General features: G+C 67.5%; 18 protein-coding genes and 1 tRNA gene. 9 read left to right on the top strand and 10 right to left on the bottom strand.

The annotated features are described in order from the left end of the window. Window positions 1-7: 7 nt before the first annotated feature. The 6 genes from H7U20_RS01770 to ada all read right to left on the bottom strand — a co-directional run bounded on the left by H7U20_RS01770 (window position 8) and on the right by ada (window position 6,767). A complete protein-coding gene (locus H7U20_RS01770; RefSeq protein WP_199517898.1) occupies window positions 8-601 on the bottom strand; it encodes a hypothetical protein in 594 nt (197 codons plus the stop codon). 75 nt (window positions 602-676) lie between these two features. After that, the gene (locus H7U20_RS01765) at window positions 677-1,162 is read right to left on the bottom strand and encodes a hypothetical protein (RefSeq protein WP_199517897.1); all 486 of its coding nucleotides are present in this window, start codon (window positions 1,160-1,162) and stop codon (window positions 677-679) included. 1 nt (window position 1,163) lies between these two features. Then, complete coding sequence (locus H7U20_RS01760; protein WP_199517896.1) at window positions 1,164-2,603, bottom strand: HlyD family type I secretion periplasmic adaptor subunit; 1,440 nt, start codon at window positions 2,601-2,603, stop codon at window positions 1,164-1,166. Next, a complete protein-coding gene (locus tag H7U20_RS01755) occupies window positions 2,596-4,908 on the bottom strand; it encodes a peptidase domain-containing ABC transporter (protein WP_199517895.1) in 2,313 nt (770 codons plus the stop codon). The genes H7U20_RS01760 and H7U20_RS01755 overlap by 8 nt, the downstream gene beginning before the upstream one ends. 63 nt (window positions 4,909-4,971) lie before the next feature. Continuing rightward, complete coding sequence (locus H7U20_RS01750; protein ID WP_199517894.1) at window positions 4,972-5,679, bottom strand: 2OG-Fe(II) oxygenase; 708 nt, start codon at window positions 5,677-5,679, stop codon at window positions 4,972-4,974. Next, window positions 5,676-6,767, bottom strand: a complete 1,092-nt coding sequence (ada, locus tag H7U20_RS01745; protein WP_199517941.1) for a bifunctional DNA-binding transcriptional regulator/O6-methylguanine-DNA methyltransferase Ada — start codon at window positions 6,765-6,767, stop codon at window positions 5,676-5,678. The genes H7U20_RS01750 and ada overlap by 4 nt, the downstream gene beginning before the upstream one ends. A 206-nt stretch (window positions 6,768-6,973) precedes the next feature. On the opposite strand from ada, the gene hutC reads away from it, so the two are divergent. The 8 genes from hutC to H7U20_RS30040 all read left to right on the top strand — a co-directional run bounded on the left by hutC (window position 6,974) and on the right by H7U20_RS30040 (window position 18,611). Continuing rightward, entirely contained in the window at window positions 6,974-7,693 is a 720-nt protein-coding gene (gene hutC / locus H7U20_RS01740; protein ID WP_199517893.1) for a histidine utilization repressor, read from the top strand. 322 nt (window positions 7,694-8,015) lie between these two features. Then, the gene (locus H7U20_RS01735) at window positions 8,016-12,671 is read left to right on the top strand and encodes a PAS domain S-box protein (protein ID WP_199517892.1); all 4,656 of its coding nucleotides are present in this window, start codon (window positions 8,016-8,018) and stop codon (window positions 12,669-12,671) included. A gap of 3 nt (window positions 12,672-12,674) precedes the next feature. Further along, on the top strand, window positions 12,675-13,130 hold the full coding sequence (locus H7U20_RS01730) for a response regulator (protein ID WP_199517891.1): 456 nt from the start codon (window positions 12,675-12,677) through the stop codon (window positions 13,128-13,130). 322 nt (window positions 13,131-13,452) lie between these two features. After that, window positions 13,453-13,779 (top strand): thioredoxin TrxA, encoded by a 327-nt coding sequence (gene trxA, locus H7U20_RS01725; protein ID WP_199517890.1) that lies wholly within the window; start codon window positions 13,453-13,455, stop codon window positions 13,777-13,779. Window positions 13,780-14,020: 241 nt separating this feature from the next. Beyond that, complete coding sequence (gene rho / locus H7U20_RS01720) at window positions 14,021-15,283, top strand: transcription termination factor Rho (RefSeq protein WP_093382150.1); 1,263 nt, start codon at window positions 14,021-14,023, stop codon at window positions 15,281-15,283. Between the two features lie 300 nt (window positions 15,284-15,583). After that, window positions 15,584-15,853 carry a type B 50S ribosomal protein L31 gene (locus H7U20_RS01715; protein ID WP_199517889.1) on the top strand — a complete coding sequence of 90 codons (270 nt, stop codon included), beginning with the start codon at window positions 15,584-15,586 and terminating at the stop codon, window positions 15,851-15,853. A 112-nt stretch (window positions 15,854-15,965) separates the two neighbouring features. Continuing rightward, window positions 15,966-17,690, top strand: a complete 1,725-nt coding sequence (locus tag H7U20_RS01710) for an ArnT family glycosyltransferase (protein WP_199517888.1) — start codon at window positions 15,966-15,968, stop codon at window positions 17,688-17,690. Between the two features lie 237 nt (window positions 17,691-17,927). Continuing rightward, window positions 17,928-18,611: a PEP-CTERM sorting domain-containing protein gene (locus H7U20_RS30040; protein WP_233410432.1), complete on the top strand. Its 684-nt coding sequence runs from the start codon at window positions 17,928-17,930 to the stop codon at window positions 18,609-18,611. 15 nt (window positions 18,612-18,626) lie between these two features. On the opposite strand, the gene H7U20_RS01700 is transcribed toward H7U20_RS30040, so the two are convergent. Then, complete coding sequence (locus H7U20_RS01700) at window positions 18,627-20,588, bottom strand: APC family permease (protein WP_199517887.1); 1,962 nt, start codon at window positions 20,586-20,588, stop codon at window positions 18,627-18,629. A 145-nt stretch (window positions 20,589-20,733) separates the two neighbouring features. Here H7U20_RS01700 and H7U20_RS01695 point away from each other — a divergent pair. After that, window positions 20,734-20,820, top strand: a tRNA-Leu gene (locus H7U20_RS01695). 190 nt (window positions 20,821-21,010) lie between these two features. Here the strand turns inward: H7U20_RS01695 and H7U20_RS01690 are convergent. The 3 genes from H7U20_RS01690 to H7U20_RS01680 form a co-directional block, all read right to left on the bottom strand. Continuing rightward, on the bottom strand, window positions 21,011-21,352 hold the full coding sequence (locus tag H7U20_RS01690) for a CCDC90 family protein (protein ID WP_199517886.1): 342 nt from the start codon (window positions 21,350-21,352) through the stop codon (window positions 21,011-21,013). A gap of 148 nt (window positions 21,353-21,500) precedes the next feature. After that, window positions 21,501-23,309, bottom strand: coding sequence for an amidohydrolase (locus tag H7U20_RS01685; RefSeq protein WP_199517885.1), 1,809 nt, complete (start codon window positions 23,307-23,309; stop codon window positions 21,501-21,503). A gap of 385 nt (window positions 23,310-23,694) precedes the next feature. Beyond that, a complete protein-coding gene (locus H7U20_RS01680) occupies window positions 23,695-24,819 on the bottom strand; it encodes a glycosyltransferase family 4 protein (protein ID WP_199517884.1) in 1,125 nt (374 codons plus the stop codon). Between the last annotated feature and the right edge of the window lie 14 nt (window positions 24,820-24,833).

Raw genomic sequence — 24,833 nt, 5'->3', positions numbered from 1 at the left:
ATTTACATCAGGAAACGAAATTATTGAAGGCGTCGCCGTAGCTTGGGGTCGGCCAGGAGTTGTCGAACTGCGAGCCGGTGTTGGCCCCGTTGAGGTAGTTCGAATTGATGTTGTTGTTCTGCTTGATCGCGTTGATGGCGGCGTCGGGCAGCAAAATATCGCCGACCCCGGGCATGATCCAGGCGCCGTTCGGAATCGGCCGCTCGGCCAGGCCCATGGCCGATATCAGCGTCGAGTCGACCGAATTGCTGTTCTTGCCGAAGCCCAAAAACGGATAACTCAGGTTGGCGGCGTTCATGGCCCCGGCCGCCTGGTTCATGGCGCCCATCCGGTCGACAATCTCGGAATAGTTATTGGTGGAAAACAGCACCTGCTGATGCTGGTCGGTGGAGTAATACCGCGCGGAATCAAAAGCGTAGACCTTCAGCATGTCCGACGGCAGGTAGCCGACCGCCTTGATGGTGCCGTCGGACGACGTCGCCAGACCGTTATATTCCCGGATGATATTGCCGCCGGGGTCGCGGATGGCGATCAGGTTATGGCCGCCCAGGCCGCCAACCAGGGGCAGTTGGGACTGGATGATGTCGTAGGTGCCAGGCATATTGCGCTCCAATAGAGGGTGAAACACAGTAGGGTGAAACACGGGAAAAACAGGGGAATGCAGGGAAAAACCGCCTCAATCGCTGATGGAGAATTTTTCAGTCCGCACTTCTTTTCCATCAATAAACAAAACCAGCTTGTATCTACCGGCCACATCCTCGGGCAGGATGGACCACATCTTGCCCAAAAATTCCTCGCCCGGCGCCATCGTCCCGTCGCGGATCGCGATGCTGCCGTTGTCCTCGTAGCGGATGCCCTCCGGCGGTTGCCGCCAGCCGGCGGCCGGCGCCGGCAGGTACAAGGCCTCCTTCCAGCGCCGGCTGGTCGGCGCGGGAGCGATTTTCAACACCCAGCCAAAGCCGTCGAATTTCTTCCTGCTGATGAGGGAGGACTCGTTCATTTCGATCTTCCCGTCCGGCATTCTATGCAAACCGCCAAAAGTAAATTTCACGCTATTTTCGTTCCCAGGAATTGTTTTCGATGGCGGTGGGGCGCCGTCCCCGTGGGCCGTTCCGCAGCCGAGCGCGACCAAGAAAAACAGTGTCGATTTGATATTTCGCATATTACCTTTCCGACAGCGAGTTGGCCACGCTTTCAGAGATGGGTGAGGTCAGATACTGGTAAATCTTGCGCTTGCCCAGATTGACGTCGGCGACGATCGACATCCCCAACAGCAGCGGCGCCACCTTGCCATCCACCACAAAATGGTTCTTCGACGGCCGGATGTACAAACGATAGCCGGGGTTGCGTTTTTTCTCGGCGTCCTCGCGCGGCGTTCTGTCGATGGCCCGATCGCGCTCCGGCACGTCCGGGCTGATTAACATGATGTCGCCGGCGATGACGCCGTGGCGGTGGAATGGAAAGGCGTCGACCTTGATGCTGACGCGCTGGCCGATCTTGACCTGGCTGATGTCCTCGTTTTTCAGGACCACCTCGATCAGCGGCGCCGCGCGGTCGGGAACCACGGTCATGATGGTCTGCCCGGCGTTCAAGACCAGGCCGGCGGTGTTCGCCTCGGCGAATTGGATGGTGCCGTCGATGGGCGCGCTCAACTTCTTCCGTTTCAACTGGTCCTCGGCCTTTGCCCCATCGGTCGCCAGCGCCTCCAGATTGGCCGACTTCTCGCCGATTTCGCCGAGGATTTGCTGCTTGCGATCATGGCCGATTTCGACCAGTTTCTGCCGGCTCGTCGCCACCTCCTGCTCGGCCGCGGCAAGGCGCTGGCGCTGGGCCGCCATGTCGCTGGCGGCCGCGCTGGCGGCCTCCTCCAACCTGACATAGTCGAACTGGCTGAGGACCTTGCCCACATAGGGCGCCGCCTGGACTTCTTTCAAGCGCGCCGCGTTGGCGCTGTTTTCCGTCTTGGCGAGCAGCGCCGTCTCGACGTCGACGATGCGGCTTTTGGCCAGGATCTCGGCCCGCGCCGCCGCCAGTTTGGCGGCGAACGCGGCGCCCCGCTCCGCCATCAAGGCGCGCTCCCGGGCGTTCTCCTGCGCCGACCTGGACTGCTCGACGACGCCGGCGCTCGAGGCCCCGGCCAATTCCGCCTTGAGCCGCCGCAGACTCAAACTGGTCAGGCCCTGCCGGCCGGCCAAACCGGCCACGTCGGCCTGCCGCTGCGCCGCGTCGAGTTCGACCAGGACATCGCCACGACGCACCCGCTGTCCTTCCTTGACGTGGATCTGCTTGACGATCGAGGTCTCCGCCGTTTGGATGCTCGCCGCCGCGCCGTCGGCGACCACCCGGCCGGGCGCGCTGCAGACCACGTCGAGATCGCCGACCAGCGACCAGGCGAGCATGGCCAGCGTCAGCCCGACGATGGCCCACAAAACGATGCGGTATTCCTTGGCCGCCGGCGCTTCGCTGATATCCAGCACCTGGGGGGAAAAGCGGCGCTCCCGCGCCGTCAAGGCGCCGCCCGGCAAGGCCGTATCGGCCACGCCGGACCAGGCCGCGCGCAAGCGGGAACGCAGCGGACGGCGCCAAAACGCCAGGCTATTCATGCCCGCTCCCGGCCTGCAGCGAATACAGATGGGCATAGATGCCGCCCGCCGCGATCAACTCGGCGTGGCTGCCCTGCTCGCGCAGCGCGCCGCCATCCAGCACCACGATCTGGTCGGCGTGGCGGATGGTCGACAGGCGGTGGGCGATGATGAACACCGTGCGGCCCTGGCATATCTTGTCGAGGTTGCGCTGGATGATCCGTTCGGATTCGTAGTCCAGGGCGCTGGTGGCCTCGTCGAAAATCAAAATGGATGGATTGCCCAGCAAGGCGCGGGCGATCGCCACGCGTTGTCTTTGTCCGCCCGACAGCGCGACGCCGCGCTCGCCCACTTTGGTCTGGTAGGCGTCGGGCAGCTCGCAAATGAATTCGTCGGCGCCGGCCAACCTGGCCGCTTCGACGATGGCCTCGAACGGCGCGTGCGGCGCCTGGGTGGCGATATTCTCGGCGATGGTGCCGTTGAAGAGAAAATTCTCCTGCAGCACCACGCCTATGTGGCGCCGCAACAAGCCCAGGTCGAACTGCTGGACGTCCAGGCCGTCGATCAGGATGCGGCCGCCCTGCGGCACGTACAGGCTTTGCAAGAGCTTGGCCAGGGTGCTTTTGCCCGAGCCGCTACGGCCGACGATGCCGACCGTGGTGCCGGCGGCGACATCCAGCGATAAATCGGACAGCACCTCCTTGCCCCCGAGCTCATAGCGAAAACTGAGCTTCTCCAGGCGCACATGGCCGTGCAATCGCGGCGCGACTTTGCCACCCAGGGCGAGCACCTCGGGTTTGGTGTTCATCAAGTCGCCAAGACGTTCGACGGACACGGCGACCTGCTGAAAACCTTGCCACAATTCGATGATGCGCACGATCGGGTGGGTGACCCGGCCGGACAGCATCTGGAAGGCGATCAACTGGCCGACGCTGAGCTTGCCCTGCATGACCAGGGAGGCGCCCAGCCACAGGACCAGCAGGCCGATGCAGCGTTCTATCCCCTGCCCCAGCGCGCCGCCGAAGGCGCCGAGCGTGCCGGTGCTAAACGTCGCGCTGGAATATTTGGCGAGCAACACCTCCCATTTCCTCTGCATTTGCGGCTCCGCCGCCAACGCCTTCAAGGTGTGGATGCCGGTGACGGCCTCGATGAGAAAACTGTTGCTGTCGGCGCCGCAGTTGAAGCGGTGATTCAAGCGTTTGCGCATCATGGATCGCACAATCAGGGTCAGCCCGATCAACAAGGGGATGGCCGTCATCGTAAGCAGCGTCAACTCTTTGCTGTAATAGAACATCGCCAGCAAGAACACCAGCACAAACACACCGTCCAAGATCGCCGTGATGGAGGACCCGGTGATGAACTGGCGCACGTTCTCCAGCTCCCGCACGCGGGCCACCGTGTCGCCCACGCGCCGGTTTTCAAAATACCGCAAGGGAATGCGCAGCAAATGGCGCACCACCTTGGCGCCCAACAGGGCGTCGACCCGGTTCGAGGTGTGCGCCAGGATGTATCCCTGCAGGGCGACGAAAATCATTTCGAAGAGGATGACGATCAACATCCCGCAGGCCAGCACATTGAGCGTGTCGACGTTGCCGTGGAGAAGGACCTTGTCGATAATCAGCTGGACGAACAGCGGCGTGGCGAGCGCGAACAGCTGGATGAAGAAGGCCGCGATAAAGATCTCGGCCAACGCCGTCCGGTATTTCAGGACCGCGCTGACAAACCAGCCGAGACCGAACGACGCGTGTTCGTCGCCGCCGGCCTGGCCGGGCCGGAACAGGAGCACTCTGCCGTCGCAGGCGGCGTGAAACTCGGCGACGCCGGCGATCTGGGGCGACTGGGCGTTGGCCGGGTCGATATAGATGACTTTGCCGTCCTGGATTTTTGAAATCAGGATGTGGCCGAGGCCCGCCACCTCGGCGATGGCGGGCACCGGCAGCGTGGCGAACTGGTCGAGGCGGAACCGGGCCACGCGGGCCTTGAAGTTCAATAGCTTGGCGCTGGAGAGAATATCGTCGCTGCTGAAATCCTGGCCGCCCCCGGCGATATGGGCAAGTTGGGCGGGGTTGACCGCGATCTGATAATGGGCGGCCACGACACACAAGCAAATCAATCCCGGCGGCAGCTCTTTCTCTGGTTGCGTCATGCGTTCCTGATTATCTATTCGACCACTTAAAAAGACCGCAACGAGGCCGCTGCGGCCTCCGGCGCGCACGGCGCACGGCGCCACCCCAGGGCGGGCCCGAGCATGGCGCACTCCCAGATAATCGATTTGAAATCTTTTTTTGTCAACACAAACAATTATGCAATTGTGTGCGTATTGCAACAATTCCGCCGCATGGGCGCCGCCGCCGGCCCGGGCGGCCCGGGCGGCGCGGGCCGGCCGGGTTCAGGCGGCGTCGTGGAAGATCAGCCCCAGCGTGTGGCGCCGGCCGGCCAGCAGCCGGCTCACGCCGTGGCGCATGTTGACGCGGTGGACGCCGCGCCCGCCCGACACGGGCCGCTGCGCCACCGGGAAGAGGACGGCGTCGCCGCGCGCCAGCGGCACCACCTCGGCGCGCGACTGCATGCGCGGACGCTGCTCGGTCAGCACGAACTGGCCGCCGTCGAAGTCCTCGCCCGGCTGCGACAACAGCACCACCACCTGCAGCGGGAAGACTTGGTCGCCGTACAAGTCCTGGTGCAGACAGTTGTAGTCGCCGGCGCGGTACTCCAGCAGCAAGGGCGTGGGGCGCGACTGGCCGGCGGCGTGGCATTGCGCCAGATAGTCGGCGTGCTCGGCGGGGAAGCGCGGCGCCAGCCCCAGCGCCGCCTGCCAGCGGTTGGCGATGTCGGCCAAGGGCCGGTAGAAAGCCCGGCGCAGCGCCGCCACCGGCGGCGGCAGCGGATAGGCGAAGTACTGGTATTCGCCCTTGCCGAAGCCGTGCCGTTGCATCAGCACCCGGCTGCGGAACAGCGCGGGCTGGGCATAGCAGGCGCTCAGCTGGGCGCATTCGGCGGCGGACAACAGGCCGGGCAGCAGCGCGCAGCCGAATTCATCGAGCGCCGCCTGGATCGCCGGCCAATCCATGGCCGCCACCCGCGCCGCCGCGCTCATTTGCCGGCCTCGCGTTCGAGCAGCGCGGCCTTGCGCTCGACGCCCCAGCGGTAGCCGGACAGGCCACCGTCGTTGCGCACCACGCGGTGGCAGGGAATCGCCACCGCCAGCGCGTTGGCGGCGCAGGCGCCGGCCACGGCGCGCGCGCCCTTGGGCAGGCCGACCAGCGCGGCCAGCTCGGTGTAGCTGACGGTGCGGCCGGCCGGGATCTCGCGCAGCGCCTGCCAGACGCGCTGCTGGAAGGCGGTGCCGCGCACGTCGAGCGGCAGATCGAGGCCGATCCCGGGCGCCTCGACCAGGCCGACCACGCGCGCCACCACCTGCTCGTAGTCGGCCTCGGCGCCGAGCAGCTCGGCGCGCGGAAAGCGGTCCTGCAGGTCGCGCGCCAAGGCGTCCGGGTCGTCGCCCAGCAGGATGGCGCAGATGCCCTTGTCGGTGCTGGCCACCAGGATGGCGCCGAGCGAACAGGCGGCGATGGCGAAGCGGATCGCCGCGCCGCTGCCGCCGGCGCGGAAGGCGCTCGGCGTCATGCCCAGGGCGGCCGGCGAGGCGGCGTAGAAGCGGCCGCTGGAATTGAAGCCGCTGGCGTAGATCGCCTCGGTCACCGACGACTCCCGGTTCAGCCCGTCCTGCATGCGGCGGGCGCGCTGCGCCACCGCCCAGGCCTTCGGCGTCAGGCCGGTGTGCTGCTTGAAGACGCGGTGGAAGTGGAAGCGGCTCATGCCGACGGCGGCGGCCAGGCTGTCCAGGTCGGGCGCCTGCTCGGCCTGGTCGATCAGACGGCAGGCTTGCGCCACCAGCGCGGCCTGCCGCTCGGCCAGCGGCGGCTGCCCGGGCTTGCAGCGCAGGCAGGGGCGGAAGCCGGCCAGCTCGGCGGCGGCGCAACTGGCGTGGAAGGCGACGTTGCGGCGCAAGGCCGGCCGCGCCGCGCAGGACGGCCGGCAATAGACCCCGGTGCTGCGCACGGAATAGTAGAACTGGCCGTCGGCCCCGGCGTCGCGCGCCTGCACGGCGGCCCAGCGCTGCTCGTCGCTGCGGTAGGCGGCCGGCGCGGCGCCCTGGCCGGCGGCCGGCGTCAGGCTTTTCATCAGGCTGTGCTTCATTCTGCTGCTCCCTCGGATGATGTTCAATACCGCCATCTTAGCCAGCGGCGCGGCGTGCGCCACTCCGTTGCTTGCTTTTGAATTCGCCCCGCCCGGCCCCGTCCCGGGCGGCCCCGGCACTAGGACCGCCGCGCCGGCGATGCTAGAATGGCCGCAGCCGCCCAGCTCGGGCGCGCCTTCGGAGAAGCCGTTTGGACGACCATACAACGCAAGAGCACACCCCGATTTTCCAGCGCATCAAGGACTACCTGCTGGCGCAGATCGCCGCCGGCACCTGGAAGGAAGGCGACGTGATCCCGTCCGAACAGGCGCTGGTCAAGCAGTTCGGCGTCTCGCGCATGACCGTCAACCGCGCCGTGCGCGAGCTCACCACCGAGCAGGTGCTGACCCGCCGGCAGGGCGCCGGCACCTACGTGGCGCAGCAAAAATACCAGGCCACGCTGCTCGAGATCAAGAGCATCGCCGACGAGATCCGCGCCCGTGGCCACGCCCACCGCTCCAGCCTGCAGCTGCTCGAACGGGGCCGCGCCAGCGAGCTGCTGGCCAAGCAGTTCGACCTGGCGCCGGCCCAGCCGCTGTTCCATTCGATCATCGTACACTACGAGAACGGCGTGCCGATCCAGGTCGAGGACCGCTGGGTCAACCCGCTGTGCGCGCCCGACTACATGCAGCAGGACTTCGCCAGCATCACCCCCAACGAGTACCTGATGGCGGCCGCGCCGCTGCAGGGCGCCACCTACAGCATCGAGGCGCTGGCGGCGCCGCGCGACATCGCCGAGATGCTGGCCATCGACACGCGCCAGGCCTGCCTGGTGCTGAAGCGGCAGACCCGCTCGGCCGGCCGGGTGGCCTCGATCGCCACCATGTGGCATCCCGGCCACCGCTACCAGTTCGCCGGCAGTTTCGCCTGAGGCCGGCCGGCCCGGCGGCGCCTGAAAGAATATTTCATTTACTGGCTTGCGATGAAATATCCTTTCAGCGCCGCCGGCGCCCGCCCGCCTAGCATGTTTCGGCCGCGCCGAATCTCTCCGTTTGTCACTTCCGGCCCGGCGAATGGCGACTTTTCGGCGAAACTTTCAGGCCGAAATCGACCCCGCCACAGCGCGCGAAAAGTTAACACTGTGGGCAATTTTTCGATGCTATAGTGGCCCGGATCGGCCAGCCACCGGGCGCCGCCGCCGCGCCGCGCCGGCCACTTCGACGTTGAAAGGGAAGCTCTTGTTGCACCGTCTTTTGTCACCTCGCGCGCTGCGCCGGCCGCCACCCGGGCGCGGCCTGGCCGCCTGCGTGGCGGCCTGGGCCTGGGTCTGGCTCGGCGTGGCGCCGGCCGGCGCGCTGGCGGCCGAGAAGGTCAGCGTGCAACTGCAGTGGCAGCACCAGTTCCAGTTCGCCGGCTACTACGCGGCGCAGGACCAGGGCTACTACCGCGAGGCCGGCCTCGACGTCTCGCTGGTCGAGGCGCAGCCGGGCGTCGACCCGGTGCAGAAGGTGGTCGACGGCCACGCCCAGTACGGCACCGGCAGCAGCAGCCTGCTGCTCAGCCGCAGCCTGGGCCAGCCGGTGGTGGTGCTGGCCTCGATCTTCCAGCACTCCGGCGCCGCCCTGCTGGTGCGGCTCGACGCCGACGGCAAGCGGCGGCCCTGGGGCGGCAGCCGCGTCATGCTGTCCAATAACAACGAGGAACTGACCGCCTACCTGAAGAAGCAGGGCGTGCGCCTCGACAGCCTGTTCCTGGTGCCGCACAGCTACCGCCTCGACGACTTCATCGAGGGCAAGGTCGACGCCTACGCCGCCTACAGCACCGAGGAGCCCTTCCTGCTGCAGCACGCCAACGTCGGCTACGAGCTGGTGTCGCCGCGCGCGGCCGGGGTCGACTTCTACGGCGACAACCTGTACACCACCGAGAGCGAGCTGCGCGAGCATCCGGCGCGCGCCGCCGCGATGCGCGCGGCGACCCTGCGCGGCTGGCGCTACGCCATGGCCCACCGGGGCGAGATCGCCGACCTGATCCGCGCCCGCTACCCGCACCGGCACAGCCGCGAGCACCTGCTGTTCGAGGCCCAGGCCACCGCGCCGCTGCTGGAGCAGGAACTCATCGAGCTGGGCTACAGCAATCCGGAGCGCTGGCGCGCCATCGCCGCCACCTATGTCGAGATCGGCATGCTGCCGGCCGGCTTCTCGCTGCAGGGTTTCCTCTACGCGCCGACGGCGCCGCCGTCGCTGGCGCGCTGGGGCGGCGCCGCGCTGGCCGCCCTGCTGCTGCTGGGCGGCGGCTTCGGCCTGCTGCGCCAACGCCGCCTGGCCGCCGCGCTGCGCCGCGCCCAGGCCCGGCTGGACGGCGCCGAGCGCCTGGCCGGCCTGGCCCTGCAGGGCGCCGGCGAGGGCGTCTGGGATTTGCAACTGGCGCAGCAGCGCTTGACCCTGTCGCCGCGCTACGGCGAACTGCTCGGCTACCCGGCGGGCGCCTTCGCGCCGTCGGCGGCCGAGTGGATCGAGCACGTCCACCCGGACGACCGCGCCCGCGTCAGCCGCGACATCGCCAGCTACCTGGGCGCGGCGGCCGGCGCCGACAGCGCCTTCTCCAGCGAATACCGGATGCGCTGCCAGGACGGCGGCTGGAAGTGGATGTTCGGCCGCGGCATGGTGGTCGAGCGCGACGCCGACGGCCGGCCGCTGCGCGCCGCCGGCACGCTGAGCGACATCGGCGAGCGCCACGCCGCCGAGCAGGCGCGCGTGCGCGCCATCGTCGACGCCACGCCGGGCGCCATGCTGTTGGCCGACAAGGCCGGCCGCGTGCGCCACGCCAACGCCGCCTGCCTGCGCTGCCTGGGCTACTGCGCCGACGACCTGGCCGGCCTGTCGCTCGACCAGCTGGTGCCCGACGCCATGCGCAGCAACGGCCGCGGCCGCGAGCTGTTCGCCCGGCCGCAACTGCCCGGCCGCGTGCTGACGGCGCAGCGCGCCGACGGCAGCCGCTTCCCGGCGATGGTCCACCTGTCGCCGCTGACCCTGGCCGGCGAGGAGCTGGCCGTGCTGGCGCTGCGCGACATGACCCAGCGCAAGCGCGCCGAGGAGGCCCTGCACGCCAGCTCGGAGCGCTACCGGCTGATCGTCCAGACCGCCGCCGAGGGCGTCTGGATGACCGGCGCCGACGACCTGACCAGCTTCGTCAATCCGACCATGGCGCGCATGCTCGGCTACCAGCCGGAGCAGATGACCGGCCGGCCGATGCGCGAGTTCATGGACGAGGAGGGCCACGCCCTGCTGCAGGAGCACCTGCGGCGGCGCGCCAGCGGCCTGGCCGGGCAGAGCGACGTGCGCTTCTTCCGCCAGGACGGCGCCTCGGTCTGGGGCCTGCTGTCGACCACCGTCATCAACGCCGACAACGGCGCCTACGCCGGCACCCTGGCGATGGTCACCGACATCACGGCGCGGCGCCTGGCCGAGGTGGCGCTGCGCAATTCGAGCCAGCGGATGGCCTCGATCTTCAACGCCGTCAGCGACGGCCTGGTGGTGCTCAACGCCGACGGCGCCATCCTGGAGAGCAACGCGGCGGCCGTGCGCATGCTGGCCGACGCCGCCGGCGCCCGCCTGTGGGACGGCGTGCGCGAGGACGGCAGCGCGGTCGACCCGGCCAGCCACCCGGTGCAACTGGCGCTGGCCTCGGGCCTGTCGGTGCGCGACGCGGTGATGGGCGTGCGCCAGGCCGACGGCACGTTGACCTGGTTGTCGGTCAACGCCGAGCCGATCTGCGACGAGGCGGCCAGCGTCTCGCTGGTGGTGGCCAGCCTGACCGACATCAGCGAGCGCAAACGCAGCGCCGACGCGCTGCGGCGCAGCGAGCAGCGCCTGCAGGAGATCATCCAGATGATGCCCAGCGGCCTGTTCATCAAGGACGGCGCCGGCCGCTTCCTGCTGATGAACCGCGCCTGCGAGCAGCAGTTCGGCTTCACCTTCGCCGAGCTGGCCGACGGCGACGACGGCGCCATGCACAGCGCGGAGACCCTGGCGCGCTACCGCGACAAGGACCGCGCCGCCTTCGCCGGCCGCGTGCTGATCGACTTCGAGGAGCTGATCTGGAACCGCCACCTGAACCAGCAGCGCCACCTGCGCGTGTTCAAGAAGCCGGTCTACGACGAGCAGGGCGCGCCGGCCTATTTGATCGGCATGTCGATCGACATCACCGACAGCAAGCAGGCCGAGCGCGCGCTGCGCGAACTCAACGAGCATCTGGAGGAAAGGGTGGCCCAGCGCACCGAGCAGCTGGGCCAGGCCAAGCAGCTGGCCGAGGAGGCCAGCCAGGCCAAGGGCCAGTTCCTGGCCAACATGAGCCACGAGATCCGCACGCCGATGAACGGCGTGATCGGCATGGCCTACCTGGCGCTGAAGACCGACCTCGATCCGCGCCAGCGCGACTACCTGGAAAAAATCCGCTTCGCCGGCGAGCACCTGCTCGGCATCATCGACGACATCCTCGACATCTCCAAGATCGAGGCCGGCAAGCTGGAGATCGAGCATGTCGACTTCTCGCTCGAACACGTGATGCAGACCCTGACCACGGTGGTGGCGCCGAAGGCGGCCAGCCGCGAGCTCGAATTGGTCTTCGAGCTGGAGCCGGACCTGCCGCCCATGCTGCGCGGCGACCCGCTGCGGCTGGGCCAGGTGCTGATCAACTACACCAACAACGCCATCAAGTTCAGCGAGAAGGGCAGCATCGAGGTGCGCGTGCGCCAGGTGGTCGGCGACGCCACCAGCTGCCTGCTGCGCTTCGAGGTCAGCGACCACGGCATCGGCCTGTCCGAGGCCGAGATGGACAAGCTGTTCCAGTCCTTCCAGCAGGCCGACACCTCGACCACCCGCGAGTACGGCGGCACCGGCCTGGGCCTGGCGATCTGCAAGCAGTTGGCCCAGCTGATGGGCGGCGACGTCGGCGTCGCCAGCCGGCCCGGCGAGGGCAGCACCTTCTGGTTCACCGCCCGCCTCGGCGTGGCGCACGGCGCCGTGCCGGCGCTGATCCACCAGGTCAACGACGCCGCCGCCGCGCTGCTGGCCAGCGCGCGCAGCGCCGCCGTGATGGGCGCGCTCAAGCGCGCCCGCATCCTGCTGGTCGAGGACAACACCTTCAACCAGCAGATCGCGCTGGAGATGCTGGAGGAGGTCGGCTCCTCGGTGTGCCTGGCCAACAACGGCGTCGAGGCCCTCGAGCTGCTGCGCCAAACCGCCTTCGACTGCGTGCTGATGGACGTGCAGATGCCGCTGATGGACGGCCTCGAGGCGACCCGGCGCATCCGCGCCGACCCGCGCCTGGCCGGCATGCGCGTGCTGGCGATGACCGCCACCGCCACCAGCGAAGACCGGGTGCGCTGCCTGGAGGCCGGCATGGACGACTTCATCTCCAAGCCGATCCAGCCGGCGCTGATGTACCAGACCATCGCCAACTGGCTGCCCGAACACGCCGCCGGCGCCGAGCCGGCGCCGGCGGCGCAAGCGGCGGCGCGGCCGGCGGCCGCCTTCAAGGCCACGCTGAGCGGCGATCCGGCGGTGATCGACCTGACCATCCTGGCCAAGCTGCTCGGCTACCATCCGCAGAAGGTGCGCAAGTTCGCCTTCAAGTTCCTGCAGACCACCCAGGACGGCCTGGCCGAAATGGACACGGCGCTGGCGCGCGGCGACATCGACGGCATGCGCGCGCTGGGCCACCGCATCAAGGCCTCGGCGCGCACCGTCGGCGCGCTCGGCATGGCCGATCTGCTGCAGACGATGGAGGACCTGGCGCCCGGCCCCGACGAGGCGCTGCACGCCGGCGCCCTGCTGGCGCGCCTGTGGCCGCTGCTCGAGCAGGTGACCGAACACGTGATGACCAACACCACCTTCGCCAACGACGACTGAGCCATGCTAACCGCCACCGAGACCTTCGCCCCACCGTCCGACGCCGACGCCGAGGCCGCCCCGAACCCGCCGCCACGGCCCGGCCTGTGCGTGCTGGTGGTCGACGACGACGCCTTCCAGCGCGCCCTGCTCAGCGAGCTGCTCGGCGAGCTGGGCGTGCGCACCGTGCTGCTGGCCGAGGACGGCCGCGCCGGCATCGCCGCCTACGACGCCGCCCGGCCGCGCCCGGACGCGGTGATCTCCGACCTGTGCATGCCCGGCCAGGACGGCTTCGAGCTGCTCGACGCACTGGCCGCGCGCCGCTTCGGCGGCGGCCTGATCCTGATGTCCGGCCAGGAGACCCGGCTGCTGCAGTCGGCCCGCCTGATGGCCCAGTTCCACCAGTTGCAGCTACTGGCGGCGCTGCCCAAGCCGGTCAGCCGGCTGGCGCTGTGCCAGGCGCTCGAACGGCTGTACTGAGCGCGGCCGGGGCGGCGCGCCGGCGGTGGACGGCGGCGGGCGGCGGCCGGCGGCGGACTGCGCCCCGGGCGCGGCTATATCAAGCGGCGCCACAATAGAAATCAACTATTTGTACAATCTGGCACACATTTTCGAAAAATGGGTTATTATTTCAGCCATCCCCGCCTGCCTACCTTCTTGCCACCCCTTCCAGAACATTGAACTTGCACACTTTGCCTCCATCTGCTGCCTGTAGTCCGGCAACGTTGCTGGCGATTGCAGGCAAGAATGGCATAATCCCCAGGCGTTATTGATCCCACACTGACCCTCATTTGAGGAAAACATGAGCGAAAATATCAAACACATTACCGATGCCTCCTTCGACGCCGACGTGCTCAAGTCCGACCGCCCTGTGCTGGTCGACTTCTGGGCCGAATGGTGCGGTCCTTGCAAGAGCATCGCCCCGATTCTGGAAGAAGTGGCAAAAGAATACGATGGCAAGATCCTGATCGCCAAGATGGACGTCGACGCCAACCAGGCCGTACCGGCCAAGTTCGGCATCCGTGGCATCCCGACCTTGATTCTGTTCAAGAACGGCGTGGCGGCGGCGCAAAAGGTCGGCGCGATGGCAAAAGGCCAGCTGACCTCTTTCATCGACAGCAATATTTAAGTAAGATCATGGGCGCGGCGGGCTGTCGGCCGCCCCGTTCATGATGCAAGGCGGCACCGGCGGCAGAATAAGAACACAATAAGAACACAATCGGCGGCACAGGCAGCACCAGCAGCAAACTAAGACGGCGCCGCGCCCGCGACGCCATCCGATCGGCAGGGTCGCCACGGCGCCCATATTGATTAATACCACGCAGTTCCCTCCCCTACCTTTACTTCCCGTCACGGGACACTCAACACATATGCATCTATCTGAATTGAAGGCCTTACACGTCTCGGCCCTGCTGGAGATGGCGATCGGTCTGGATATCGACAACGCGGCGCGTCTGCGCAAACAGGAATTGATGTTTGCGATTCTGAAAAAGCGCGCGAAATCCGGCGAACAAATCTTCGGCGACGGCGCCCTCGAAGTGCTGCCCGACGGCTTCGGCTTCCTCCGTTCGCCCGACGCCAGCTACATGGCGTCGACCGACGACATCTACATCTCGCCGTCGCAGATCCGCCGCTTCAACCTGCACACCGGCGACTCGATCGAAGGCGAAGTGCGCACGCCGAAAGACGGCGAACGCTACTTCGCGCTGGTCAAGGTCGACAAGGTCAACGGCGAATCGCCGGAGATGTCGAAGCACCGCATCCTGTTCGAAAACCTGACGCCGCTGCACCCGAACGAGCCGCTGCGCCTGGAGCGCGAGATGAACGGCCAGGAGAACATCACCGGCCGCATCGTCGACCTGATTTCGCCGATCGGCAAGGGCCAGCGCGGCCTGCTGGTCGCTTCGCCGAAGTCGGGCAAGTCGGTCATGCTGCAGCACATCGCCCACGCCATCACCGCCAACCACCCCGACGTCACGCTGATCGTGCTGCTGATCGACGAGCGCCCGGAGGAAGTCACCGAGATGCAACGCTCGGTGCGCGGCGAAGTGGTCGCCTCGACCTTCGACGAACCGGCCACCCGCCACGTCCAGGTCGCCGAGATGGTGCTGGAAAAAGCCAAGCGCCTGGTCGAAATGAAAAAAGACGTGGTGATCCTGCTCGACTCGATCACCCGCCTGGCGCGCGCCTACAACACCGTGATCCCGGCCTCGGGCAAGGTGCTGACCGGTGGTGTCGACGCCAACGCGCTGCAACGTCCGAAGCGCTTCTTCGGCGCCGCCCGCAACATCGAGGAGGGCGGCTCGCTGACCATCATCGCCACCGCGCTGATCGAAACCGGCTCGCGCATGGACGATGTGATCTACGAGGAATTCAAGGGCACCGGCAACATGGAGGTGCACCTGGAGCGCCGCCTGGCCGAGAAACGCGTCTACCCGGCGATCAACCTGAACAAGTCCGGCACGCGCCGCGAGGAACTGCTGATCAAGCCGGACCAGCTGCAGAAGATCTGGATCCTGCGCAAGCTGTTGTACTCGATGGACGAGATCGAGGCGATGGAGTTCATCCTCGACAAGATGAAGGCCACCAAGACCAACGGTGAGTTCTTCGACATGATGCGCCGCGGCGGCTAAGCGGCCCGCGCATCGACCAGGGGGCGGCGTCCGCAGGGGCGCCGCCCTTTTTGCATTCAAGGCGCCGGGGACGCCCGCGAACCCCAAGGGCTAAGAGCCGGGGTCGGACCCGGCCGGGTCCGCCCCCAGTTTGCGCCCCTGGGTTTGGCCGCCGCCCCGCCACGGCTTGCCCGCGCCGGCAAAGGGCTGTATAATCCACGGTTGCATTAATTTAAACCCTGGCAAGTGATCGGCAATCGGGTCAAGAAGCAAGACGACCGACGAAGTGCTGTTTGGCTACCTACCCATCTAAGGCATCCCATGAAGACCGATATCCATCCAGAATACCGCGAAGTTGTGTTCCACGACCTGTCGTGCGATTTCAAATTCGTCACCCGTTCGACCATCAACACCCGCGAAAAGATCACCCTCGACGGTAAAGAGTACCCACTGGTCAAGATCGAGGTGTCGGCTGAATCGCACCCGTTCTACACCGGCAAGCACAAGATCGTCGACACCGCCGGCCGCGTCGAGAAGTTCCGTCAGAAATTCGGTACCGTCGGTTCGAAAACCGCCATCGCAGCAGGCTAATTTCCGCCGCTTCGTACAAAAAGGCAGCCTCGGCTGCCTTTTTTTGTCTGTTGCTGTCCGCCCCCGCGTTTTCCTGCATACTGCCGTCTACCTCCATATTGCACACTGATCGATGAAGCCAGTCCGTCTTCCCGCCGCCGCCACCCTGGCCCTGCCCCGCTGGGCGCTGTTCGCGCTCGGCCTGCTGTACATCCTGCCCGGCCTGATCGGCCGCGACCCTTGGAAGAACGACGACGCCGCCAGCTTCGGCGTGATGTGGACCATGGCCCAGGGCGGCTGGCAGGACTGGTTGTGGCCCAACATCGCCGGCCTCAGCGTCAGCGACGAGGGGCCGCTGGCCTTCTGGCTGGGCGCGCTCGGCATCAAGCTGTTCGGCTGGCTGCTGGGCGATGTGCTGGGCGCCCGCGTCGCCACCGGCCTGGTGTTCCTGCTCGGCGTCGCCTCGGTCTGGTACGCCGCCTTCAACCTGGGCCGCCGCCCCGACGCCCAGCCGCTGCGCCTGGCCTTCGGCGGCCAGCCCGAGCCGCGCGACTTCGGCCGCACCCTGGCCGACGCCGCCGTGCTGATCTACCTGGGCAGCCTGGGCCTGCTGCTGCACAGCCACGAGACCACCGCCGAGGCGCTGCAGGTGTCGCTGGTGGCCCTGCTGGTCTACCGCGCGGTGCGCTATGTCGAACGCGCCTCGCTGCGCAACGCCGCCCTGATCGGCCTGGCGCTGGGCCTGCTGAGCCTGACCCGTGGCTGGCTGACGCCGGCCGCGCTGACCGTCGCGCTGCTGCTGTGCACCCGCTTCCTCGGCCTGCCGCTGGGCCGCACGCTGCGCGAGCTGGCCCTCGCCGCCGTCGTCGCCGTGGCGATCGCCGCGCTGTGGCTGCTGCCGGCCCAGCTGCTGCGGCCCTACCAGCAGACCCCGCTGGCCGGCTGGCTGGCCTTGGGCGCCGCCCAGCTGGCGCTGCCGACGGCGCTGTCGCTGAAGTTCTTCTTCCGCGTCGGCACCTGGTTCTTCTGGCCCGCCTGGCCCTTCGCCGGCTGGGCCGTGTACGCCTGGCGCCGCCAGCACCACGTGCTGCACATCGTCGTGCCGCTCAGCTTCGTCACCATGGGCGCGCTGCTGACCCTGTTCCAGCCGAATCCCGAGCAGGGCCATTTGCTGGCCCTGCTGCCGCCGCTGGCCATCATGGCCGCCTTCGGCCTGCTGACCATGAAGCGCGGCGCCATCAACGCCATCGACTGGTTCTCGGTGATGGCGCTGACCCTGTGCGCCGGCGTGATCTGGATCTTCTGGATCGCCAAGCTGACCGGCTGGCCGGCGCAGGCCGCCAAGAACGCGCTCAAGCTGGTGCCCGGCTTCAAGCCGGAGCTGGGCCTGCTGGCCTTCGTCGTCGCCGCCGCCGCCACCGCCGGCTGGATCGCCCTGGTGCATTGGCGCCTGTCGCGCCAGCCCGCCGTGCTGTGGCGCGCCGTGGTGCTGTCCTCCGGCGGCCTGATCCTGATCTGGATTTTGTTGATGACGCTGTTCCTGCCGGACATGAACTACAGCAAGAGCTACGCCAGCGTGGCGCGCCAGATCGCCGACAAGCTGCCGCCCGGCGTGGGCTGCATCGAGACCAACGTCGGCCCGGCGCAGCGCGCCTCCTTCGCCTACTACGCCCACCTGCCGTTCACCGGCGTCGAGGGCGGCCGCTGCGAGCTGCTGCTGTTGCAGGACAGCGTGCGCCTGCGCGACGACCGCGAAATCGCCGCGCAACACCGCGGCAAGCAGTGGCAATTGCTGTGGGAGGGCCGCCGGCCGTCCGACCGCGAGGAACGCTTCCGCCTGTACCGCCGCACCGACTGAGCGCGGGCCGGACGGCGAACAAACAGGGGCAGCCGATCGGCTGCCCCTGTTTGTTTCCGCCCATCCAACAGATGCGCGGTGGTGGAATTTCACCTGGGAAATGAAAAATATTGCGCTTAGGAATTGTGTCTCGGGGCGGCCACAGCGAAGTTTATTTTGGGAAAAATTGATTGCATTAATGCACTAGCCAATATACCTTAGATAACAGTTTCACCCCACCCATTCAGGAGAATTCCCATGCGCCGCCTGCTTTCCGCCTCCATCGCCACCGCCTGCCTCGTCCTCTGCTGCGCCCAAGCCGGCGCCGACACCCTGCAGCTGAACAACTACACCTACGGCTCGGCCGGCGTGTCGGTCCACGTCAACGGCGGCGCCACGCCCGACACCAACTACTCGGGCGGCGCCGGCGAATTCAGCGGCGTGCTGAACGGCTCGCCCTTCGCCACCTACTGCCTCGACCTGTACCAGACCTTCAACTGGGGGGCGACCTACACCAACTACGTGCCGACCGCGCTGCCGGCGCAAATGGCCCAGGACCTGGGCAAACTGGTGACCAAATACCGCGCCGGCGTCGACAGCGCCGACAAGTCGGCCGCCTTCCAGCTGGCGGTGTGGGAGATCGAATACGAATCGGGCGGCGGCGGCTACAGCCTGTCCAGCGGCGTGTTCACGGAAACGGGCAACAGCACCGCGCGCGGCATCGCCGAGGGCTGGCTGGGCGACCTGGGCACGCTCAACACGGTGCAGGTGCAAGTGCTGGCCAGCCCGACCAACCAGGACTTCCTGCTGGTCAGGGCGGTGCCCGAACCGTCGAGCTACGCCATGCTGATCGGCGGCCTGGGCCTGCTCGCCTTCACGGCCCGGCGCCAGCGGCGCCAACCGGCGGCCCAGGCGGCGGCCCGGCCCGTCGGACGGCGCTGATCCGGCCGCGCCGGTTCACACCTTCATCGGCAGGATCACCATCTGCAAGCCCTCCAGATGCAGGCGGCGCTGCACCGCCAGCGCCGCCTGGTTGTGCAGCAGCCGGGTCATCCAGTTGTCGGTGGCGAAGATCAGCTTGCTGGTGAAGAAGATCGCATGCGGGAACTCCTCGCTGATCTGTTCGCATAGGCGGGTCACCTCGTCCACCGCGTCGGTGCCGAAGCCCAGGTAGGAGGCCGAGGCCATGTGGTGGCTGTGGCAGAAGTCGACGAAGTACTCCAAGGTCGCGGCCGCCTCGCTGCGCATCTGTTCGAGCGCGCCCTCGCCGCCGTAGGCGTGCGAGTCGACGGTGCGCGCGTTGACGAACAAAAAATTCTTGAAGTGGCCGGGGAACATGCGCTGCACCCACAGCAGCGCGTGCAGACCGCCGCCGCGCGAGGTGCCGACGATGAACACGGCGGTCTGGTCGTCCAGCTGCGGCTCGACCGGCTCCGGGTTGGCGCCGAAGGGCTGGCTGGCGAACACCTGGTCGACCGAGTGGATGGCCTGCTTGGTCTTCTGGTAGTGCTTGCGCACGACGATGCACAGGCCGGCGATGGCGGCGATGATGACGATGGTGGCCCAGCCGCCGCCGGCGAAGCGCTCGACCAGCAGGATCGCCAGGATGCCGGCGCAGATGACGAAGCCGACCGCCGACAGCAGCAGGCGGCGCAGCCAGTGCGTGCCGCGGCGGCGGTTGCGCGCCCAGTACAGGCACAGGCCGAACAGCGAGATGGCGAAGGTCAGGAACACCGAGATCGAATACAGCACCACCAGCAGGGTCACGCTGCCGCCGGTCCAGAACAGGATGGCCAGCGCGGCCAGGCCCATCACCAGGATGCCGTTCTGCGTCACCAGCCGGGTCGACAGGTAGCGGAATTTGTGCGGCACCCAGGAGTCGGCCGCCATGTTCGCCAGCACCGACGGGCCGCCCAGGAAGCCGGTGTTGGCGGCGACGAACAGCAGGCCCGCCTCGAAGGCCAGCACCACCACCAGCAGCACCTGGTTGAGCAGCGGTCCGCCCAGGCCCATGCTGGCGATGATGGTCTTGAAGGTCGAGGCGTTGAGGGTCTCGCCGGCGACCGGTTGGGCGTCCCACAGCAGGTACAGCAGGATGATGCCGCCGGCCGTGAAGGCCAGCGACAGCGCCATGTACAGCATCGTCATCTTGCCGGTGCGCACGCGCGGCTCGGCCAGCAGGTTGACATTGTTCGACACCGCCTCCAGCCCCGTGTAGGTGCCGCCGCCCTGCGAGTAGGCCAGCAACAGCATGCCGGCCACGCCGGTCCAGCCGATCTGCGTGGCCAGCTGGCCGGTGTCGGCCAGCGTGTTGGGCAGCAGCGCCGGCAGGTGCGAGGCGTGGGCGAAAATGCCGTAAACGATCAACACCAGATGGGTGGCGACGAAGCCGAGGAAGATCGGCAGCAGGATCTGGATCGCCTCCTTCAGGCCGCGCAGGTTCATCACGATCAGCAGGCCGATGAAGAAGGCCTCGGCCCATAGCTTGTAGGGCTGGAAGCCGAGCGGCAGGAAGGAGGCCAGCGCGTCGACGCCGGAGGCGATCGAGATGGCGATGGTCAGCACGTAGTCGAGGATCAGGGCGCAGCCGGAGATCAGGCCCATGTAGGGGCCGACCAGGCGGGTGGCGACGCGGTAGCCGCCGCCGCCGGTGGGGAACAGTTCGATCACCTGGTTGTAGGCCAGCGCGATGATGAACACCGTGACGGCGGTGGCGATGGCCATGTACAGGCCGAGGTGGGTGTGGGCGCCGAGCGCCTTGAAGGTCTCCTCCGGGCCGTAGGACGAGGAGGACAGGCCGTCCGCGCCGAGGCCGACCCAGGCCAGGAAGGCCACCAGCGCCATCGAATGGCGGGTTTCGCTCTTCATCGGGTCGAGCGGCTTGCCGAGGATGATCTCGCGGATCTTGCTGTTATTCATGCGTGAACGCCGGACATGCCGGCCGTTGCGGGGGGGAGCAGAGATGATACCCGCTTCGACCGGGCCTGGAATACTTGTACAAATATAAAAATTCCGCATCAGGCTTGCCGGATGCGAGTAAATCAGTGATAATGCGAGTCGCGTTGCCGGGATGGCGGAATAGGTAGACGCACGGGACTCAAAATCCCGCGCTGGAGACAGCGTGCCGGTTCGATTCCGGCTCCCGGCACCATGATTTTGTATTGCACGGTATCACCCAACATTAAAACCCGCATGCTGCCAAGCTTCGCGGGTTTTTTGTTGTCTGGCGCCGCCTCGGCCTCAAGCCTGCTTAAGCTTGGCGTGGCGTAGCACCGGCTGCCGAGGCACATCGACCGGTGGGCCAATAAAAAACCGCCCGAAGGCGGTTGACGGTGCTCTGGTCAGTGAAGGAGTTTGAGCGCGAGCCCGGTTACGAGGGCTGATTGCAGTACGCCGACCGATATCACCACGCCCATGAGCCAGCGCGTGCTTTCTTTTGAGTTCCGCTCAATCAGCGCCCTGAGTTCGGCATGTTGCGCACGCATTTCAGCGGCCAAGAGGTCGATCTTGCTGTCCAGTCGGTTTAACTTACTGTCCTGCTTATCGATCGTGGCCGAGCTGGCCGCTACCTGCGTCATGACTTCGACCATCGTTTCGGCCTGAACGTCAGCGGCTTTTGCTTCAACACCTGCCTCGATCAGGCGTTTGGCGTATTTGTGGCTGTCAAAGATGGCGGCGCTCATAGCGGTTGCTCCCACGTGTTCCTCATTATTGCATAGGTGTGTTACGGCTTGGCGACCCGGGCGCGGTATTGCTTATCCGATGCGGGCGAAAGCTTGACCTACTTCGGCTTGAGCATTCGTATTGAGCCGGAGTTGCTGGCGCGGTCGGCTAGCGCAGCGCCTTGTCGCGGTAGACCACCTTGCCGCCCACCACCGTTTGCAGCACCTTGATGTTGGCGATGTCCTCGGCCGGGATGGCGAAGAAGTTGCGGTCGAGGACGATCAGGTCGGCCAGCTTGCCCACCTCCAGCGAGCCGGTCTGCGCCTCCTGGCGCAGCGTGTAGGCGGCGTTCATGGTGATGGCGCGCAGCACGGCGGCGCGCGGCATGCCGGGCTGCGTGCCGAGCCGGCCGGCGAACTCGGCGCCGGCATCGGGCGCGGCGGTGCGGGTCACGCCGACCTTCAGCGCGAACCACTGGTCGAGCGCGTCGACCGGCCAGTCGCTGCCGAAGGCGACGCGGGCGCCGGCATCGAGCAACAGCGCCTGCGGCTCGACCAGCGCGTAGCGTTCCGGCCCCAAGTAGGGCTGCAGCGCGCCGACCGTGTCCGGCGCCGGCTTGGCCCACTGGAAGGACAGCACGGCGCTGGTGTCGAGCGCGGCGAAGCGGGCCAGGTCGGCCGGGTCGACAATCTCGTCGTGCGCCAGCGCCGGCCGCACGGCGCGGCCCTCGGCCGTGGCGCGCAGCGCGGCGATGGCGTCGAGCGCCGCGCGCACGGCGCCGTCGCCGTCGACGTGGATGTGCGGGTCGATGCGCGCCTTGGCCAGCTCGCCCAGCACGCCTTGCAGCACGGCCGGCGCGAAGTAGGCGGCCGGTCCCTTGCTGTCGCCGGGCACCCAGTGCGGTTGCTGCGGCGTGCCCCGGTCGACGTAGTAGGGCGCCAGCATGGTGCCGGTCAGCGCCGGCGCGGCGATCACGCCGTCCATGAACAGTTTGGCGTGGCGCACCTGCATCGACGGCGCGACGCGGGTCGGCCCCTGGTCGTACCGGCGCGACTGCCTGAGCAGCGCGGCCACCGCCTTGGCCGGCGCGGCGCCCTCCTCCGGCGTGATCAGCACGGCGAAGTGGCCGCGCGCGGTCAGCTCGCCACGCCGCTGCAGCTGGCGGAAGGCGGTCATGGTTTCCGGGTCGGTGTAGGCGTCGAGGAAGCTGGTCACGCCCTGGCGGCGCATGGCGGCCAGGGCGGCGCGCGAGGCGGCCAGGTTCTCGGCCGGGGTCAGCGGCGGCAGGTGCTGCATCACCAGCTCCTGGGCGGCGTCCTCCAGCAGGCCGCTGGCCTCGCCGTTGGCGTCGCGGGCGATCTTGCCGGCCAGCGGATCGGGCGTGTCGCGCGTGATGCCGGCCAGTTGCAGCGCACGGCGGTTGACCAGCGCGGAGTGGCCGAACGAGGAGCGCACCACCAGCGGACGCTGGGTGGCCAGGCTGTCGAGGGTCGCCGCGCCGGTCGCCACGCCGTCCGGCTGCATGCCCTGCTGGAACCAGTTGACCACCACCAGCCAGCGCTTGGCGTCGGCGTTTTTTTCCTGGTCGAGGCAGGCCTGGATGCGCGCCTGGAACTGCGGCACCGTCAGCGAGGCGTAGTTCAGATTGCAGTTGAGCAGACGCGCGCCGCCCGATTGCGGATGCATGTGGCCGTCGACCAGGCCGGGCATCAGCATGCGTCCCCGCAGGTCGACCACCTTGCTGCGCTTGCCGATGTGGGCGGCGGCGCCGGCATCGTCGCCGACGTAGACGATGCGCCCGCCGCGCACCGCCAGCGCCTGCTGCACGCTGTCGCGCGCGTCGACGGTGTAGATGTAGCCGTTGCGGTAGACCGTGTCGGCGGCCGGCGCGGGGCCGGCCGCGGCGACGCCGGTGGCCGTGGCGGCGCCCAGCAGTAGACAAACGGTGGCGGCGTTGCGCAGCGTGCGTGAGGTCATGCAAAGTTCCTTCGGGGCGGTGGATGAGAACAGGGCGTTACGCCGCCAGTGTAGCCGGCTTGGGGCGGGCGGTGTTCAAGGGTGATCGGGAAGCTGGGCGCGGCCAAGCGCACCGAGGCGGCGCGCATCGCGCGCGGCCGGCGCTGGCCATGAAACGATGGCGATGGCGCTGTTGCTGTCGCTGTTGATGTGGAGGGGACTGGCGAGGGGATAGTGCGGGTGGGGTGAACTCCCGCGTCCGTCCATGTCGTTGCGTCACACAGTGGAGCGCCGATAACATTGTTGTTGGCGTTGCTGTGACCATGGGCGGGGCCAGGAGTTCGACGCCATATTAGCGTTATCTCAAGACCCCGGTTTGCGCAAAGTCAAACTTTGGCCGATGGCCTCAGCCCTTCGCCGGGCGCGCCGCCAGTTCGCGGTACAGCGCGGTGTAGTTCTCGGCCATCTTCTCGGCGGTGAACAACTCCCAGTAGCGCGCCTCGGCGCGCCGGCCCATGGCGGCGGCCCGCTCGGGCTGCTCCCACAGGGTGCGCATGGCCGCGCCCAGCGCCGCCGGATCGTCCGGCGGCACCACCAGGCCGGTGTCGTTGTCGATGTTGATGTAGGTGGTGCCGGTGCCGATCTCGCTGGAGATCATCGGCTTGCCGAACATCGCCCCCTCGAGCAGCGAGATGCCGAAGGCCTCCGAGCGCAGGTGCGACGGGAACACCATGGCGTAGCACAGCTGCAGCAGGGCGATCTTGTCGGCCTCTTCGAGCGCGCCGACGAACATCACGTGGCTCAGGCCGAGCCGCTCGGCGTGGGCCTTGAGTTCGCGCTCGATCGGGCCGGCGCCGACGATCACCACCGGGTAGTCCAGATCGGCGACGGCGTCGAGCAGGATGTGCAGGCCCTTGTAGTAGCGCAGCACGCCGATGAACAGGAAGAAGCGCGCGCCGCAGCGGGCGCGCCACTGCCCGCGCCTGGCCTCGCCCGGCTCCGGATAGATGCTCTTGTCCAGGCCATAGGTGATGGTGCGGATTTTTTCCTTGTAGCGGGCCAGCACCGGCGACGAGGCCAGGTAGTTGGGCGAGGTCGCCACGATCAGGTCGACGCTGCGCAGGAAGCGCTGCTTGAGCGGGGTGTACACGCGCAGCAGGGTCTTCTGCCGCACGATGTCGGAGTGGTAGGTCACCACGCTCGGCTTGTCGATGCGCGCCATGAAGTGGGCCAGGTCCATGAAGGGCCACGGGAAGTGGTAGTGGATCACGTCGGCCTTGCGCGCCAGGCGCGCCAGCTTGCGGATGGCGGCGAAGGAGAAACCGGTCGAGGCGATCTCGAAGTCGAGCGGCATGCGGTGCACCATGTGGCCCTCGAACTCGAGGTCCGACGGGTCCTTCTCGCGGGTCAGCGTCAACACCTCGTTGGTCACGCCGAGGCGGCCGGTGCCGACGCACATCTGGCGGATGACCTGCTCGATGCCGCCCCAGGAGTCGGGGTAGTAAGTCTTGTAGAAGTGGAGGACGCGCATGATAGGGGGCTAGG

It is taken from the genome of Rugamonas violacea (assembly GCF_016461825.1).
In the GTDB taxonomy this organism is placed as follows: domain Bacteria; phylum Pseudomonadota; class Gammaproteobacteria; order Burkholderiales; family Burkholderiaceae_D; genus Rugamonas.
This window is presented reverse-complemented; position numbering and strand designations above follow the sequence as displayed.

Excerpts from the sequence above, each read along its gene's own strand:
- ada (WP_199517941.1), bottom strand. The coding sequence starts at position 6,767 with ATGAAAAGCCTGACGCCGGCCGCCGGCCAGGGCGCCGCGCCGGCCGCC.
- H7U20_RS01700 (WP_199517887.1), bottom strand. The coding sequence starts at position 20,588 with ATGAATAACAGCAAGATCCGCGAGATCATCCTCGGCAAGCCGCTCGAC.
- H7U20_RS30040 (WP_233410432.1), top strand. The coding sequence starts at position 17,928 with ATGCGCCGCCTGCTTTCCGCCTCCATCGCCACCGCCTGCCTCGTCCTC.
- H7U20_RS01715 (WP_199517889.1), top strand. The coding sequence starts at position 15,584 with ATGAAGACCGATATCCATCCAGAATACCGCGAAGTTGTGTTCCACGAC.
- H7U20_RS01765 (WP_199517897.1), bottom strand. The coding sequence starts at position 1,162 with ATGCGAAATATCAAATCGACACTGTTTTTCTTGGTCGCGCTCGGCTGC.
- H7U20_RS01710 (WP_199517888.1), top strand. The coding sequence starts at position 15,966 with ATGAAGCCAGTCCGTCTTCCCGCCGCCGCCACCCTGGCCCTGCCCCGC.
- H7U20_RS01730 (WP_199517891.1), top strand. The coding sequence starts at position 12,675 with ATGCTAACCGCCACCGAGACCTTCGCCCCACCGTCCGACGCCGACGCC.
- H7U20_RS01760 (WP_199517896.1), bottom strand. The coding sequence starts at position 2,603 with ATGAATAGCCTGGCGTTTTGGCGCCGTCCGCTGCGTTCCCGCTTGCGC.
- H7U20_RS01770 (WP_199517898.1), bottom strand. The coding sequence starts at position 601 with ATGCCTGGCACCTACGACATCATCCAGTCCCAACTGCCCCTGGTTGGC.
- H7U20_RS01690 (WP_199517886.1), bottom strand. The coding sequence starts at position 21,352 with ATGAGCGCCGCCATCTTTGACAGCCACAAATACGCCAAACGCCTGATC.
- rho (WP_093382150.1), top strand. The coding sequence starts at position 14,021 with ATGCATCTATCTGAATTGAAGGCCTTACACGTCTCGGCCCTGCTGGAG.
- trxA (WP_199517890.1), top strand. The coding sequence starts at position 13,453 with ATGAGCGAAAATATCAAACACATTACCGATGCCTCCTTCGACGCCGAC.
- H7U20_RS01685 (WP_199517885.1), bottom strand. The coding sequence starts at position 23,309 with ATGACCTCACGCACGCTGCGCAACGCCGCCACCGTTTGTCTACTGCTG.
- H7U20_RS01750 (WP_199517894.1), bottom strand. The coding sequence starts at position 5,679 with ATGAGCGCGGCGGCGCGGGTGGCGGCCATGGATTGGCCGGCGATCCAG.
- H7U20_RS01680 (WP_199517884.1), bottom strand. The coding sequence starts at position 24,819 with ATGCGCGTCCTCCACTTCTACAAGACTTACTACCCCGACTCCTGGGGC.